Consider the following 15,151-nt stretch of genomic DNA (forward strand, 5'->3'; position numbering starts at 1 on the left):
GCAGCCGTTCGGGGGGCGAGGGAGGATCTTGTGTGCTTGTAGTCTCATCTGTCACAGCAGTTGCCACTAGGCACTGCACCCCCGTAACCGGAGTGAAGGAGTCACAGGCATGCGGCGACCGAGCTGGGTACCGGAGGGCACGGACCTGGACAAACCGAACGCCGCGCGGGTCTACGACTACTACCTCGGGGGCTCCCACAACTTCGAGGTCGACCGCGAGATGGCCCGCAAGGCCCTGGCCCTGTGGCCCGAGCTCCCGCAGATCATGCGCTCCAACCGGGCCTTCCTGCGCCGCGCCGTGACCCACCTCGCCGAGCGCGGCTTCGCCCGCTTCCTCGACATCGGCTCCGGCATCCCGACCTTCGGCGCCGTCCACGAGATCGCCCGCACCATCCGCCCCGAGGCGCAGGTCGTCTACGTGGACCGCGACCCCGTCGCCGTCGCCCACAGCCGCCTGCTGCTCGAGGACGACCCCGCCAGCGCCGTCGTCCAGGCCGACCTGCGCGACGCCGAGGACCTGCTCGCCCGCCCCGAGGTGACCGAACTCCTCGCCGCCGGCGAGCCCGTGGCCGTCCTGCTGGTCGCCGTCGCGCACTTCGTCACCGACGACGACGACCCGTGGAAGCTCATCGCCACCGTCCGCGACGCCCTCCCGCCCGGCAGCGCCCTCGTCCTCTCCCACGCCTCCCTCGAGGGCCGCCCCGACCAGGCCGAGGACCACCAGCGCCTCTACCAGAAGACCCCGACCCCGCTGACCATGCGCACCCACGAGCAGATCACCGCCATGTTCGAGGGCTTCGAGCTGCTCGAACCCGGCGTCGTCTACCTGCCGCAGTGGCGCCCCGACCAGCCCGAGTCCGTCGGCGAGCACCCCGAACGCATGACCGGCGTGGCGGGCGTGGGGCTGCTCCCTTGAACGCCCGGCGCGCGGGCGCGTCCGACCGTAGCGGGGGCGCGGGCACCGGCCCGGCCGCCCCCGCCCGCACCGGGGCGCCCGCATGAGCACTGCCCCGGGGCCCGGCGGCGCCGAGCGGTTCCACGAGGAGTGGTCCCGGCTGCTCTCCGCGGACCACGGCATCGCCGTGCGCCCCGACCTGCTCCACCGCCTGGTCACCCGCACCGCCGACCTGCTCCACCGCGCCCAGCGCGGCGTGCCCTTCGACCCCGTGCTCGCCACCCGGGCCGGGTCGGAGTTGGTCGACGCCCACTTCACCGACCCCTGCCTGCTCGCCCGCGCCGTCGAACTGCTCCAGGCGCAGCCCGTCCCCGACGACCGCGGCCCCGCCCTCACCGGCGCCTTCGCCGCCGGCTGGGCCGCCGCCCTGCGCGAGCGCACCCTCAGCGAGCAGGAGGCCATCCGCACCGCCGCCGACGCCGCCCGCAAGGAGGCCGAACGGGCGCTGCGCGCCTCCGAGGCCCGCTTCCGCGCCCTGTTCGAGAGCGCCGCCATCGGCATCGGCATCGGCGACACCGACGGCAACATCCTCGCCGTGAACAAGGCCCTCCAGGACCTGTTCGGCGCCGGCCCGGCCGACATGATCGGCCGCCGGGTCGGCGACCTCGTCCACCCCGAGGACACCCCGGGCGTCTGGGAGGCCTACGAGGAGCTGATCAGCGGTAAGCGCGACTACTTCCAGTTCGACAAGCCGTACTACCGCCAGGACGGCGAGGTGGTCTGGACGCACCTGACCGTCTCCCTCATCCGCGACGACGACGGCGCCCCGATCTACCAGGTCGCCATGCTGGAGGACGTCACCGACCGCTACCGCCTCCAGGAGCGGCTGCGCCACCAGGCCACCCACGACCCGCTGACCGGCCTGCCCAACCGCGCCGCCTTCTTCGAACGCCTGGAGAAGGTCTTCGAGGATCCGGAGCCCGGGGCCCGCTTCGGCCTCTGCTACGTCGACCTCGACGGCTTCAAGGTCGTCAACGACAGCCTCGGCCACGACATGGGCGACGAACTGCTCTCCGCCGTCGCCGACCGTCTCCAGGCCGCCCTCGGCCCGCTCGGCCACCTCGTCGCCCGGCTCGGCGGGGACGAGTTCGTCGTCCTGCTGGAGAAGTGCCGGGGCGAGCAGGAGGCCGTCGCCGCCGCCAAGACCGTCCTCAAGGCGCTGGCCGGGCCGGTGCTGATCGGGGACCACAAGCTCGCCGTCGGCGCCAGCGTCGGCGTCCTGGAGCGCCGGGTGTCCACCACCACCCCCGGCGCCGCCGTCCGCGCCGCCGACCTCACCCTCTACCGCGCCAAGGAGGCCGGCCGGGGCCGCTGGACGCTGTTCGACCCCAAGGAGAACGCCCGCGCGGTCAACCGCTACGCCGTCTCCGTGCGGATGCCCGCCGCCCTCGACCGCGGCGAGTTCTTCATCGACTACCAGCCGCTCTACCGCCTGGCCGACGGCCGGATGGCCGCCGTCGAGGCGCTGGTGCGCTGGCGCCACCCGCAGCTCGGCGTCCTCGGCCCCGACGAGTTCGTCACCACCGCCGAGGAGACCGGGCTGATCATGCCGCTCGGCCGCTGGGTCCTCGAACAGGCCTGCGGCCAGGCCGCCGACTGGATCAAGCGCTACGGCGACGCGGCCCCCCAGCTCAACGTCAACCTCGCGGTGCGCCAGGCCCGCAGCGCGGCGCTGGTCACCGACCTCGCCCGCATCCTCGACGGCACCGGGCTCGACCCGGCCCGGCTGCAGCTGGAGATCACCGAGTCGACGGTCGTCGGGCCGGAGGACGAGGCGCTGCGCACCCTGCACGGGCTCGTCGACCTCGGCGTGTCGCTGGCCGTGGACGACTTCGGCACCGGCTGGTCCAACCTCGCCTACCTGCGCGACCTGCCCGTCTCCGGGCTCAAGGTCGCCGGCTCCTTCGTCGGCGACCTGCACGACCCCTCCAAGGACGAGTCCACCGGATGGCGGATCGTCAGCGGCCTGGTGTCGATGGCGCACGCGCTCGGACTGACCGTCACCGCCGAGGGCGTGGAGACCCGCAAGGACGCCGAGCGGCTGCGCGCCATCGGCTGCGACTGGGCGCAGGGCTGGCACTTCGGCCGCCCGGTGCGCCCGGCCGAGATCGACCGGCGCATCGTCGAGGAGCCGGCCGGGCGGCCGGTGGACGGCGCCTGAGGGCCGCTGAGGGCCGCTGCGGGCCTCCGAGGGCCTGAGAGGAGCCGGGTTGTCCCGGTTCCGTACCGGGCTCCCGCCGGTTCGCCGAAAGCGCCGACACGCCGCCCCGTCTGCGGGATGATGGCGCGTCGAGATCACCACCCGGCTCCCGTGCGCGCGAGGACGACCGCCCCGCACCGGCCCCGGGGAGCGGAGGGAACGCCTTTCATGCGCACACCGGGGGACGACGGGCGGGGGCCTCGGGAGACGCCGCGGACCAGGGTGGACCGCAGGCCCTGGTGGAACCGGGACGTCCCGGACGGCGGCGAGAGCACCGACCGCCCCTCGCGCCTGGGCCGCCGGGCGACCGGGGTCGACCCCGAGGCCACCACCGTCCGCCGGGCCGATCCCCGGGCCGATCCGCGCGCTGATCCCCAGGCCGGGCCCCGGGCCGATCCCCAGGCGGGCCCGGAGGCGGTCACCGCCGTGGTGCCCCCGCCCAGGTGGGCCGCCGGCATGGGCCCGGGTCCGCACCGGGACGAGCCGCCGCAGGCCGCGACCCGCCCGGGCCGGCCGTTCGACGGCGCCTTCCCCGACGCGCTGCGCGGCCGCTTCGCCCCGCAGGAGGTCGCGGGCTCCGGCACCGAGGGCACCGTCTGGCGCGTACGGCGCGCCGCGGGCGGCGAGGCCGCCGTCAAGGTCGCCACCGCCGGGCACCCGATGGACGCCGCCCTGCTCGCCCGGCTCTCCGACGACCGCTTCCGCCGCCACGTCCCGCACCTGATCGACCACGGGAAGGTCCGCCACCACGGCGGCGAGCTCGACTGGGTCGCCATGGAGTACCTGCCCGTCACCCTCTCCGCGCACTTCGCCGCCCTGCGCCGCGCGGGCCGTCACACCGACCGGTGGCTGACCGAGCAGATCGTCCGCGAACTCGTCGCCCTGCTCGACTTCTGGCAGTGCGCCATCCAGCTCAACCCCCTGGACTTCAAGCCCGCCAACATCCTGGTCCGCCCCGGCCAGGGCTCAGGGCCCGGCCAGTTCGTGATCGCCGACTTCGGCGGCGTCGACCGGCTCACCGCCAGCCGCCGCTTCACCTCCCAGATGACCGCCACCATCGCCTACATGGCCCCCGAGCAGCTCGCGGGCAACAACCACCGCGCCGGGCCCTGGTGGGCGCTCGGCAACGTGCTGTACGAACTCTTCGCCGGCCGCCCGAGGTTCGTCGGCGCGGACGGCCGGGCGGTGACCGAACGGGAGCTGGAGCTCGAACTCGTCGTCGGCGAGGAGCCCGACCTCACGGCGCTCACCGACCCCCGTCAACTCCTGCTCCTGCAAGGGCTGTTCACCCGGCAGCCGGACGACCGCTGGACGGCCGCCGAGGTCCGCGCCTGGCTGGACGGCGCCAGCCCGCCCGTGGTGCGCCGCCGCCCGCAGTCCCACCGGCCGATCAGCTACCACGGCGCCTCCTACGGCGATCCGGCCCGCCTCGTCGAGGTCCTGCTGCGCGACTCCCTCGCCGCCGCGCAGTGGCTGGCCACCGGGGGAGCGCAGCGGCTGCGCACCTGGCTGAGCGAGGACGTCCGCGACACCGTCTTCGACCTCCACTACCTCACCGAGGTCGTCCAGGCCCCCGGCTCCCGGCGCACCGAGGCCGCGGGCGTCGCCCTCCTCGCCCTCGGCGTCGCCTTCCTGCCCTCCGCCGCCCCGCAGTACCTCGGGCGGCCGGTCGACACCACCGGGCTGGAACTCCTCGCCGCCGACACCGAGGCCGACGGCTACGCCTTCATCGAACAGCTGGTCGCCTCCGGGGCGGCAGGGGTCGCCGCCCGGTACGACTGCTTCCACCCCGAGTGCGCCGGGGACCACTGCTCCCGGCTGCTCGCACTGGCCGCGCTGCCCCAGGTCATGGCCGAGGTCGAACGGGCCGCGCGGACGGTCGGCGGCGGACGGCGCGGCGGCGACGGGCTCAGCCCCGGCGAGCGGGAGGAGGCGCGGCGCCTGGCCGTCTGGCTGAGCATCCGGCCCCGGGAGCGCGAACGGGTCCTCGGCCGGCTCTCCCCGCTGCCCGGCGCCCTCCACCGGCTGCCCCTGCCCGTACGGGCCTCGGAACTCGCGGCCGTCGTCGCGGCGGCCGTGGTGGACGCGGCCCTCGCCGCCGGGGCCAGGGCCCGTACGGCGGTGCGCGCGGACGCGGGCCAGGACCGCCGGGGGGTGCGGCGGCGCTGGTCCGCGCTGCGGCGGCGGGCGCTGGGCGCCGACCCCGGGGAGGCCGCCGGACGGGCGGCCCTGACCGCCGCCGAGACACTGCGCCCGCGCGCCCGGGGGCGGGAGGAGCAGGCCGAGGAGACCACGTCCCGTACGGCGCAGCCGGGGCCCGTCGCCCGCTGGTGGAGCGGCCGGCGGCTGCTGCTGGCGGCTTGGGGCGCCCGGGTGCGGGCCTGGTGGCCGTACGCCCGCCGGACGGTGCCCCGGCGGGCGGTGGCCGCGCTGCTGCTCCTGCTCGGGTTCGGGCTGCTGCTGTGGGCGGGGGCGGTGTTCCGGCATCCCGTCGAGGCGGGCGAGCAGCTGAAGATCCTGCCGAACGGGGCCTTCGGCGGGCCGCTGCGCACGGCCGGGGAGCAGGCGGCGCGGCAGGTGGTCGGGCAGTTGGGCGCGGCGTTCACGGCGGCCGTGCTGCTGGCGTTCTTCCCGGCGCGGGTGGGGGTCGGCACCGGCCTGCTGACCGGGGCGGGGGCCTTCGCCATCGGCTACCTGAGGCTCGGGCCGCCGCTGCCCGCGGTGCAGGCGCCGGGGCCGGTCGCGGACCGGGTGGTCATGTTCGAGGGAGGGATGGGCAGTTGGGCCGGTGTCATGGCCGTGGTGGCGGTGGTGCTGTCCCTGCTGCTGATCGAGCGGTCGGCCCGGCGCTTCCTCAAGGCCGTCCACGAGGAGCGGCCGCGGCAGCGGCCCCCGGGCGGCGGGGAGCGGAAGCCGTGGCAGCGGCCCTGGCGCCCGGGCGGCGCGGGCACGCGGGAGCGGCTGCGGTTCGCGCTCGGCGGCACGGCGGTGCTGGTGCTGCTGCTGTGGGCGGCGGTCGAGGTGCGGCTCGCCGCCACCGGGCACCACCCGACGGCGGCCTCCTGGGGCACCGGGCAGACCGGCGCGGCCTACCAGGCCGGGTTCGTCGTCCTGCTCGCGGCGGCCTCGCTGGCCTGCACCTTCGGCACGCCGCTCACCGCGCGGGTGCTGCTCGGCCTCTGGATCCCCGCCACCCTCCTCCTGGGCGCCTGGCCCGGCCCCCTCGGCCCGGTCGAGGCCCTGCGCATCCCGGTGTTCGAGGGCTGGTTCGGCGCCGTCGCCGCCTGGTGGGGGCACGCCGCGTTCTGGGCGGCCCTGCTGATCGCCCTGCCGCTCGCCGCGTACGGGGTGCTGCGGACGATGCGGTGGCCGGCGGCGGTGGAGGAGTGAGGGCGAACAGCTGACGGAGAACAGCGAACAGATGTCAGCGAACGGATGTCAGCGAACAGATGACAGATGACAAAAGACAGCGAACGGATAACAGCTGGCAGATGATGAAATCTGTTATCTGTTCGCTGACATCTGTCATCTGTTCGCGCCCTCAGCCGACCAGGCGCGGCAGCTCGATCGAGTGCCCCGTCCGCTCGACCTTGGCCGTCAGGTAGCGCACGTTGCTCTCGGAGAGGTGCACGCCGGTCGGGATGCGGTGGCGGACGGTGACGCCGAGGTCGGCCAACTGCCGGGCCTTGTCGGGGTTGTTGCTCAGGAGGTCGACGGTCGTCGCGTCGAGGGCGGCGAGCATCTGCGCGGCGGCGGTGTAGTCCCGGCCGTCCTCGGGCAGGCCCAGGGCCGCGTTGGCCTCGTACGTGTCGAGCCCGGAGTCCTGCAGAGCGTACGCGTCGAGCTTGTTGTAGAGGCCGATGCCCCGGCCCTCCTGGCGCAGGTAGAGCAGGTACCCGCCGGCCTCGGCTATGCGCTCGACGGCCTCGCGCAGCTGCGGGCCGCAGTCGCAGCGGTCGGAGCCGAAGACGTCGCCGGTCAGGCACTCGGAGTGCAGGCGCACCAGCGGTGTCGCGCCCTCCTCGACGGTGCCGAAGGCGAGCGCGAGGTGCTCCGCGCCGTCCTCGAGGCCGTGGAAGGTGGTGACCTCCGCCTCGGCGCGGTAGCCGTCCGGGAAGGTCAGCGGGATGCGCACGCGCGAGCGCACCGTGGCGGGACCGGGCTGCGGCATGGGTGTGCCTCCGTCGTTCGGGGTGTGTCTGCCGGGCTGGAGCGGGGTGCTGGAGCCGGGTGACCGGGTCATCGGGTGGATCGGGTGGATCGGATGTCGACCGTACTCGGTAGTTCCAATTTGAACAACTGAGTACCGTCGGTGCACAGGACGATCACGCAGCCGCACAACACCCCACCCGCCCCGCCTGTTCCCGCCCCCGGGGAGCGGCCGCGCGTCGCCGTGCGTTCCCAGGGTGTTCGCAGGATGTTCCAGCATGTGGAAGACGGGATCGCGGCGCTGGACAGGGTGGCACTCCGTCCCGTTTCCTGTGCACCGGCACACCTGAGCGACTGCGACCACCGACGACACTCGACGTCCATCGACGACCACGGAAGGGTCCCCAACGGATGCCCACCAGCCGCCCCACCGTCACCACCTCGCCGTCCGGCTTCGAAGCCGAGCAGCGCGTCATCGAGTCGCTCTTCGCGGACGTGGTCCGCCGCAACCGGGGCGAGGAGGAGTTCCACCAGGCCGTCCACGAGGTGCTGGAGACCCTCGCCCCCGTGCTCGCCCGCCGGCCCGAGCTGGTCGACGCCCGGATCGTCGAGCGGATCGTCGAGCCCGAGCGGCAGTTGATGTTCCGGGTGCCGTGGACGGACGACTCCGGCGTGATCCACGTCAACCGAGGCTTCCGGGTGGAGTTCAGCAGCGCCTTGGGCCCGTACAAGGGCGGGCTGCGCTTCCACCCCTCGGTGAACCTCGGCATCGTCAAGTTCCTCGGCTTCGAGCAGATCTTCAAGAACGCGCTCACCGGCCTGGCCATCGGCGGCGGCAAGGGCGGCTCGGACTTCGATCCCAAGGGCCGCTCGGACGCCGAGATCATGCGGTTCTGCCAGTCCTTCATGACCGAGCTGTACCGCCACCTCGGCGAGCACACCGACGTCCCCGCCGGGGACATCGGCGTCGGCGGCCGGGAGATCGGCTACCTCTTCGGCCAGTACAAGCGCATCACCAACCGCTACGAGGCCGGCGTGCTCACCGGCAAGGGCCTCGGCTGGGGCGGCGCGAAGGTGCGCACCGAGGCCACCGGCTACGGCTGCGTGCTGTTCACCGCCGAGATGCTGCGCAGCCGCGGCGAGAGCCTGGACGGCCGCCGGGTGGTCGTCTCCGGCTCCGGGAACGTCGCGATCTACGCGATCGAGAAGGCGCAGCAGCTCGGCGCGACGGTGCTCACCTGCTCCGACTCCTCCGGCTACGTCGTGGACGAGAAGGGCATCGACCTCGACCTGCTCAAGGAGGTCAAGGAGGTCCGGCGCGGCCGGGTCTCCGACTACGCCGAACTGCGCGGCTCCCACGTGAAGTTCGTCGAGGGCCCGGGCGTGTGGAGCGTGCCCTGCGAGGTCGCGCTGCCCTGCGCCACCCAGAACGAGCTGACCGAGACCGACGCGCTCGCGCTCGTGCGCGGCGGCGTGCTGGCGGTGGCCGAGGGCGCCAACATGCCCACCACCCCGGAGGCGGTGCGGGTGTTCCAGGAGGCGGGCGTGGCCTTCGGACCGGGCAAGGCGGCCAACGCGGGCGGGGTGGCGACCAGCGCCCTGGAGATGCAGCAGAACGCCTCGCGCGACTCCTGGAGCTTCGAGCGCACCGAGGAGCGGCTGGCCCAGATCATGCGGCACGTCCACGACACCTGCTTCGCCACCGCCGAGCGCTACGGGCACCCGGGCGACTACGTGGTGGGCGCGAACATCGCGGGCTTCGAGCTGGTCGCGGACGCGATGCTCGCGCAGGGCCTCGTCTGACACCGCTCGCCGCCCCACCCTGCCGCACCCCGCCGCATCCGCCGCACCCGACCGGAGCGGGCACCGATCGTCGGGTGCGGCAGGGTGGGTCCTTCCTACGGTGGAGGTCAGTAAGGGAAGGACGGGGGCAGGAATGCTGGAACACCTGAACCGGGCGATGGAGCGCATCGAGGACGGCCTCGACGGCGAGATCGACGTGGCCGCCCTGGCGAGGATCGCGATGACGTCGGAGTACCACTTCCGACGGCTGTTCTCGATGCTCGCCGGGATGCCGCTGTCGGAGTACGTACGGCGCAGGCGGCTGACCGTCGCTGGCGCCGAAGTACTGGACGGCGAGCGGACGTTGCTCGAGATCGCGGTGCGCTACGGCTACACCTCGGGCGAGGCCTTCGCCCGGGCGTTCCGGGCCGTGCACGGGGTCGGCCCGGGCGAGGCCCGGCGCGACGGCGCGGTGCTCATCTCGCAGCCCCGGATGTCCTTCCGACTCGTCGTGGAGGGAAGCAGCAGCATGGAATACCGGATCGCCGAGAAGCCCGACTTCAGGGTCGCCGGTCGCAAGGCGCGGGTGCCCCTGATCTACCGGGGCGTCAACCCGCACATCGCGGAGTTCATCAAGGGGCTCGGCGCGGAGACCGTCGAGCGGATCACGGCCCTGACGGGAAAGGAGCCGCTCGGCATCGTCTCGGTGACCGACGACTTCTCGCCCAACCGGGAGGAGGGCTCCGAACTCGACTACTGGCACGCGGTGGTGGCGCGCGAGGGCGCCGTCGTCCCGGACGACCTGGAGGTCCTCGACGTCCCGGCCGGGACGTGGGCGGTGTTCACCAACACCGGCGCGTACCCGCAGGCGTTGCAGGAGATGTGGGGGGACGTGTACGGCCAGTGGTTCCCGTCCAACCCGTACGAGTCCCGGCCGGGCCCGGAGATCCTCCAGGTCCGCTTCGTGCCGGGGGCGGGCGACGCGCAGGCCGAACTCTGGATCCCGGTGAGCCGGGCCGGGGCACGGGGCTGACAGGGAACAGCTGACAGCAAACAGATAACAGCAAACAGATGACAGCGGACAGATGATGAAATCTGTCCGCTGTCATCTGTTATCCGTTATCTGAAATCTGTCATCTGTTACCTGTCACCCGTCATGTGTTCGCCCGCCCCCGTTCGGCCCACCACCGCCCCCCGCCGCTCCCGCGCGCCCCGCATGCTGGGGCGGGGGAGAGCGAGGGCGCGCGGTGGCGCGGCCGGGACCCGAGGAGTGGGATCACCGATGGCCAAGGCGTTCGGCTTCGTCGACTACGGAGGCCCCGAGACCCAGGAGTTCCTGGACCGCCCCGACCTCGCCCCGGGCCCCGGCCGGATCGCGGTCGCCGTCCGCGCGGCCGGGGTGAACCCGGTGGACTGGAAGATCCGCCGGGGCTTCCTCGGCCGCGAGCGCCAACTGCCCGCCGTCATGGGGCAGGAGGCCTCCGGAGTGGTCCAGCGCGTCGGCCCCGGCGTCGAGGGCTTCGCGCCGGGGGACGAGGTGTTCGGCATCGCCGCCGCCGGGGCCTTCGCCGAACAGACCCTGCTGCGCGCCGAGTCCAGCGCCCTCAAGCCCTCCGCCGTCGGGTTCGACCAGGTCGCCGTCCTGTGCGTGGCCGCCGCCACCGCCGACGACGCCCTGCGCGACCTCGGCCTGGGCGCCGGCCGCACGCTGCTGGTCGTCGGTGCCTCCGGTGGCGTCGGCAGCGTCGCCGTCCAACTCGCCCGCCGCCAGGGCCTCACCGTCCTCGGCACCACCAGCGAGACGGGCCGCCCCCATGTGGAGGCCCTCGGCGCGGTGCCCGTGCGCTACGGCGAGGGCGTCGCCGAACGGCTCGCGGCCGCCGCCCCCGAGGGGGTCGACGGCATCCTCGACCTGGCCGGCGGCGACGCGCTGCGCGCCGTCGCCGGAGCCCTCACCGACCGCGCCAACCTGGTCAGCACCGCCGACCCGGTCACCGCCACCGAACTCGGCGGCCGCTACGTCACCCGCTCGACCACGCCCGCGAGCCTCGCCGTCCTCGCCGCCCTGGTCGCCACCGGTGAGCTGGACCCGCAGGTCACCGCCCGCTACCCGCTCGCCCATGCCGCCGAGGCCGTCGCCCTCGTCGAGTCCGGCCACCCCCGGGGCAAGGTCGTTCTCGAAGTCTCCGAAGGCTCGGAAGTCCCCTGAGAACAGCGAAATCTGACGGATCGTCGGAAACGAATGAGGCACACCGTGAAGCAGACCAGCGTCACCGTCAACGGCCCCTGCTGGGTCGAACTCGGCACCTCCGACCCCGAGGCCGCCCGGCGGTTCTACGGCGAGCTGTTCGGCTGGCGCGCCGTGACCGACGTCCGCCCCGAGGCCGGCGGCTACACCCAGATGCACCTGGGCGACGCCCCGGCCGCCGCCGTCACCCCGATCTACGCCCCGCGGCAGCCCGTCGCCTGGACGGTCTCCTTCGCCGTCGCCGGGGCCGACGCCACGGCCGCGGCCATCGAGGAGGCGGGCGGCAGCCTCCTGGCGGGCCCCGCCGACGTGTCCGACCTCGGCCGCTTCGCGGTGGCCGCCGACCCGTCCGGCGCCGTCTTCACCCTCTGGCAGGCCCGCGCCTTCACCGGCGCCGGGGTGTTCAACGAGCCGGGCTCCCTCGGCTGGGTCGAACTGCTCACCCGCGACCGGGAGACGGCGCTCGCGTTCTACCCGGCGGTCTTCGGCTGGTCCGTCGCCCCGTCCGAGCAGTACACCCAATGGGGCCTGGAGGGCCGGGACTTCGGCGGGATGCTGGTCATGGACGAGGCCTTCCCGCCGCAGGTGCCGCCGCACTGGCTGCCGTACTTCTGCGTCGCCGACGTCGACCTGACCGTCGCCCGGGCGGTCGGTCTCGGCGCGGACGTCCTGATGCCGGCCACCGACGTGCCGGACGGCCCGCGCATCGCCGTGCTGCGCGACGGCCAGGGCGCGGCCTTCGGCGTCTACCTGGCGGGCGCGGAGGGCTGAACCCGGGAGGTGGAGGCCCGCGAGCGCCAGGCGGCCGCCCCCGCTCCCGCGGTGACCAGCAGGGCGCCCAGCGGCACCACGTCCCCGATCCGGTCGTACCAGGTCCGTGTGGAGGTCGCGGTGAGCGGCAGCCGTACGGTCAGCGCCCCCGTGCCGTCGGTGCCGAGCCGGGCCAGCTCCCGCCCCTGCGCGTCGAAGGCGGCCGACACCCCGGTCAGCGAGGCCTGGACGGCCGGACGGCCCGTCTCGGCGGCCCGGATCGCCGCCAGCGAGACGTGCTGCTCGGGCGCCCAGGTGCGCTGGAAGGTCGAGGTCGAGGACTGGTACACCAGCACCCGGGCGCCGTCGCGCGCTGCCGTGCGCGCCATGTCCGGGAACGCGGACTCGAAGCAGATCAGCGCCCCCACCGGCAGCGGCGCGCCCGACCGGTCGGTGACGGGCAGCAGGTGGAAGGCGGTGCCGGGGGCCCGGTTCTCGCCCGCCGCCCGGCTGACCCCGGAGATCCAGCCCAGCGCCGGCCGCAGCGGGATGTACTCGCCGAACGGCACCAGCCGGATCTTGCGGTAGCGGTCCAGCACCCCGGCGGGGGAGACGAGCACCGCGTCCTTGGAGATCCGCCCGTCCGCCTTGCGCGCGTCCTCCCCGGCGAGCAGTTGGGCGCCGGTGGCCGCGGACAGTTCGCGCAGCCGGTCCAGCGAGGCCGTGTCGTGGTCGAGGTCGGCGGTGGTGCTGCTCTCGCCCCAGACGATCAGGTCCACCGGCCGGCCGACCAGCGCGGCCGTGGCCCGGGCACTGGCGTCGAACCGTTCCTGCGGGTCCTCGACGATGCCCGGCTGGACCAGTGCCACCGTCACCGCCCCGTCCCGCACCGGCGCCGGGCGCAGCGCGAACAGCAGCGGACCGGCCGCCAGCACCGCCACCACGCTCAGCGCCGCGACCGCCCGGGGCGTGCGGTTCACCGCCGTCAGCAGCACCAGCACCCCGGTGTTGACGGCCGCGACGGCCACGCTGACCAGCCAGATCCCGCCCGCCGAGGCCAGCGCCAGGACCGTCGGGTGCTGCCACTGGGTCGCGCCGAGCAGTGCCCACGGCCCGCCCAGCGCGTGCCAGGAGCGGGCGTACTCGGTGGTCACCCACACCGCCGGGACGACGAGCAGGGCCAGCAGCGCCCGACGGGTGGTCAGCGGCGGGCCCAGCAGCCGGTGCACCGCGTACCCGAGCCCGGCCTGGAGCGTGCCGAACAGCAGGGCGATCACGGGCAGCCCGGGCCCGATGGACGGCAGCAGCCAGTACATCGCCGTCAGGATGAACCCGGCGCCGAACCACCACCCGCGCACCGCCGCCTCCCGCGCCCCCGGCGCCCGCTGCATCAGCAGCAGCCCGGGCACCAGCGCGACCCACGCCAGCCACGCCTGCCCGGCCTGCGGGAACGCCACCACCGGCACCGCCCCGCAGGCCAGCGCCGCCGTCCGCCCCCGGTACCGGTGCGGGTGCGCCGCGCGCGGCTCCTGCCCGTGTGCGGGGGCCGTGCTCTGGGCGGTGCTGGCGGGAGCGGTGCGGCGCGACATGCCCCGTATTGTCCGCCCGGGTGGCGGATCGTGCCAGACGGCGGGGCACGGGGTTGACGGGCTACTGCAGCAGGTGGGTGACCCCCGAAATCACCTGGGTGAGGAGGTTCGCGGCGGAAAGGAGGGCGACCGCGAGCTTGATGCGTTCCTGGATCTTCTTCGTCGTCATGCTTCGAATCTGCTGTACCGGAACGTGTCGATTACGGAACCGGGCAAAGCCTTACCGGGTGATACGAAGCGCGACCTCGCGAGACGCGAACGCTGTAACGTTTTACGGGGAGTTACAGAAAAAAAAATGGGGGCAATACGTGCAAAACGGTGGACCGCTCGCCGACCTGACCGCGCGACTTCGCGAACTGCACCTCAACGCCGGCGAGCCCAGCACCCGCCGCATCGCCGCCCGGACGGCCGGCGCGGTTAGCCACAGCACCGTCCACCAGGCCCTGACCGGCAAGCGGCTGCCCAGGTGGGGCGCGCTGGAGCTGATCGTGGAGGCGCTCGGGGGAGAGGCGGAGGAGTTCCGCAAGGCGTGGAAGGCCGCCCGGCTCCAGGAGAGCGGCCCGGAGGAGGAGCAGCACGTCGACCCCGTGTCCACCGGGGAGCGCTACCGGTTGATGGAGTGGAACGAGGTGCTCCGGGGGAGGGGAAACGTCGCCCGTCACATCGCCGAGCGGCTGATCGGTGAAGGACGCGTTCCGGAGGCGACGGAATTCCTGAAGAGGGAGGTGGGGAAGGCGCCGGCGAGTCCGCTGACGGTGCTCTACCTGAGAATCCTGAAAGACCAGGAAGAGTCGGCGAAGCTCCTCGAAGCTCTCCGGAACGTGGAGATGGAGTCGGCAGAGGCCGCGGAGGAGGTCGCCGGTTTCATGGAGGACCGCCTCGGCGACATCGAGGCGGCCTGTCGGCACATGCGCAACGCCCTGCGGCTCGACCCGGGCAATGCCTTCCAGGCCTGGGCGGTGGCGGGCTATCTCGACACCCTCGGCCGGACCGAGGAGGCCCTGCGGTACTACCGGCGGGCGGCCGAGCGCTGTCCCGATGACGACGACTACGTCGGCGGCTACCTCATGGCGCTGGTCCGGGAGGGAGAGTTCGCCGAGGCCGAGCGGTTCGGCCGCGCCGTTCCCACCCGGGGTGACGAGGCCACGGAGTGGCTGGCGCAGGCCCTCGCCCTCCAGGGAAAGCTCGGTGAGGCGGAGCAGGAACTCCTGCCCCTGCTGGACCAGGGGCACATCGCCTTGATCCTGGCCAGGATGCGGGCCACCGCCGGGCGGTACGACGACGCGCTGGTGCTGCTGGAGCGACACGTGGGCGACGAGGAGCACGGGCTCGCCTTCCAGGCCGAGTACGTCGACGCCCTGATCGCCGCCGGTCGGACCGAGGAGGCCGACCGTATGCGCGAGCGCCTCGAAGCCGAGTGGTGGGAGCGTGAAGGCCGCCGGTCCTGAGACCGGCGGCCTTCACGAACAAGGAGAGGG

The 15,151-nt window shown here is 73.9% G+C and carries 10 protein-coding genes; 8 read left to right on the plus strand and 2 right to left on the minus strand.

Annotated elements, in window-relative coordinates:
• The first annotated feature begins 109 nt into the window (after positions 1-109).
• The 3 genes from ACIRRS_RS24290 to ACIRRS_RS24300 all read left to right on the plus strand — a co-directional run bounded on the left by ACIRRS_RS24290 (position 110) and on the right by ACIRRS_RS24300 (position 6,545).
• Complete coding sequence (locus ACIRRS_RS24290) at positions 110-916, plus strand: SAM-dependent methyltransferase (protein ID WP_402974354.1); 807 nt, start codon at positions 110-112, stop codon at positions 914-916.
• An 82-nt stretch (positions 917-998) separates the two neighbouring features.
• Positions 999-3,116, plus strand: a complete 2,118-nt coding sequence (locus ACIRRS_RS24295) for a putative bifunctional diguanylate cyclase/phosphodiesterase (protein ID WP_402974357.1) — start codon at positions 999-1,001, stop codon at positions 3,114-3,116.
• Positions 3,117-3,377: 261 nt separating this feature from the next.
• Complete coding sequence (locus tag ACIRRS_RS24300) at positions 3,378-6,545, plus strand: hypothetical protein (RefSeq protein ID WP_402974360.1); 3,168 nt, start codon at positions 3,378-3,380, stop codon at positions 6,543-6,545.
• Positions 6,546-6,696: 151 nt separating this feature from the next.
• Here the strand turns inward: ACIRRS_RS24300 and ribA are convergent, their stop codons facing one another.
• Positions 6,697-7,326: a GTP cyclohydrolase II gene (ribA, locus tag ACIRRS_RS24305; protein ID WP_402974363.1), complete on the minus strand. Its 630-nt coding sequence runs from the start codon at positions 7,324-7,326 to the stop codon at positions 6,697-6,699.
• A 389-nt stretch (positions 7,327-7,715) separates the two neighbouring features.
• Here ribA and gdhA point away from each other — a divergent pair, with 389 nt between their 5' ends.
• The 4 genes from gdhA to ACIRRS_RS24325 all read left to right on the plus strand — a co-directional run bounded on the left by gdhA (position 7,716) and on the right by ACIRRS_RS24325 (position 12,105).
• Positions 7,716-9,107, plus strand: a complete 1,392-nt coding sequence (gene gdhA / locus ACIRRS_RS24310; RefSeq protein WP_402974366.1) for an NADP-specific glutamate dehydrogenase — start codon at positions 7,716-7,718, stop codon at positions 9,105-9,107.
• Positions 9,108-9,240: 133 nt separating this feature from the next.
• The gene (locus tag ACIRRS_RS24315) at positions 9,241-10,119 is read left to right on the plus strand and encodes a GyrI-like domain-containing protein (protein ID WP_402974369.1); all 879 of its coding nucleotides are present in this window, start codon (positions 9,241-9,243) and stop codon (positions 10,117-10,119) included.
• A 249-nt stretch (positions 10,120-10,368) separates the two neighbouring features.
• Positions 10,369-11,295 carry an NADP-dependent oxidoreductase gene (locus ACIRRS_RS24320; RefSeq protein ID WP_402974372.1) on the plus strand — a complete coding sequence of 309 codons (927 nt, stop codon included), beginning with the start codon at positions 10,369-10,371 and terminating at the stop codon, positions 11,293-11,295.
• A gap of 45 nt (positions 11,296-11,340) precedes the next feature.
• Positions 11,341-12,105 carry a VOC family protein gene (locus tag ACIRRS_RS24325; RefSeq protein WP_402974374.1) on the plus strand — a complete coding sequence of 255 codons (765 nt, stop codon included), beginning with the start codon at positions 11,341-11,343 and terminating at the stop codon, positions 12,103-12,105.
• Here the strand turns inward: ACIRRS_RS24325 and lnt are convergent.
• A complete protein-coding gene (gene lnt / locus ACIRRS_RS24330) occupies positions 12,081-13,673 on the minus strand; it encodes an apolipoprotein N-acyltransferase (RefSeq protein WP_402974377.1) in 1,593 nt (530 codons plus the stop codon). The genes ACIRRS_RS24325 and lnt overlap by 25 nt on opposite strands.
• A gap of 308 nt (positions 13,674-13,981) precedes the next feature.
• On the opposite strand from lnt, the gene ACIRRS_RS24335 reads away from it, so the two are divergent.
• A complete protein-coding gene (locus ACIRRS_RS24335) occupies positions 13,982-15,121 on the plus strand; it encodes a hypothetical protein (RefSeq protein ID WP_402974380.1) in 1,140 nt (379 codons plus the stop codon).
• Positions 15,122-15,151: the final 30 nt, after the last annotated feature.

It is taken from the genome of Kitasatospora sp. NPDC101183 (assembly GCF_044767945.1).
In the GTDB taxonomy this organism is placed as follows: Bacteria; Actinomycetota; Actinomycetes; order Streptomycetales; family Streptomycetaceae; genus Kitasatospora.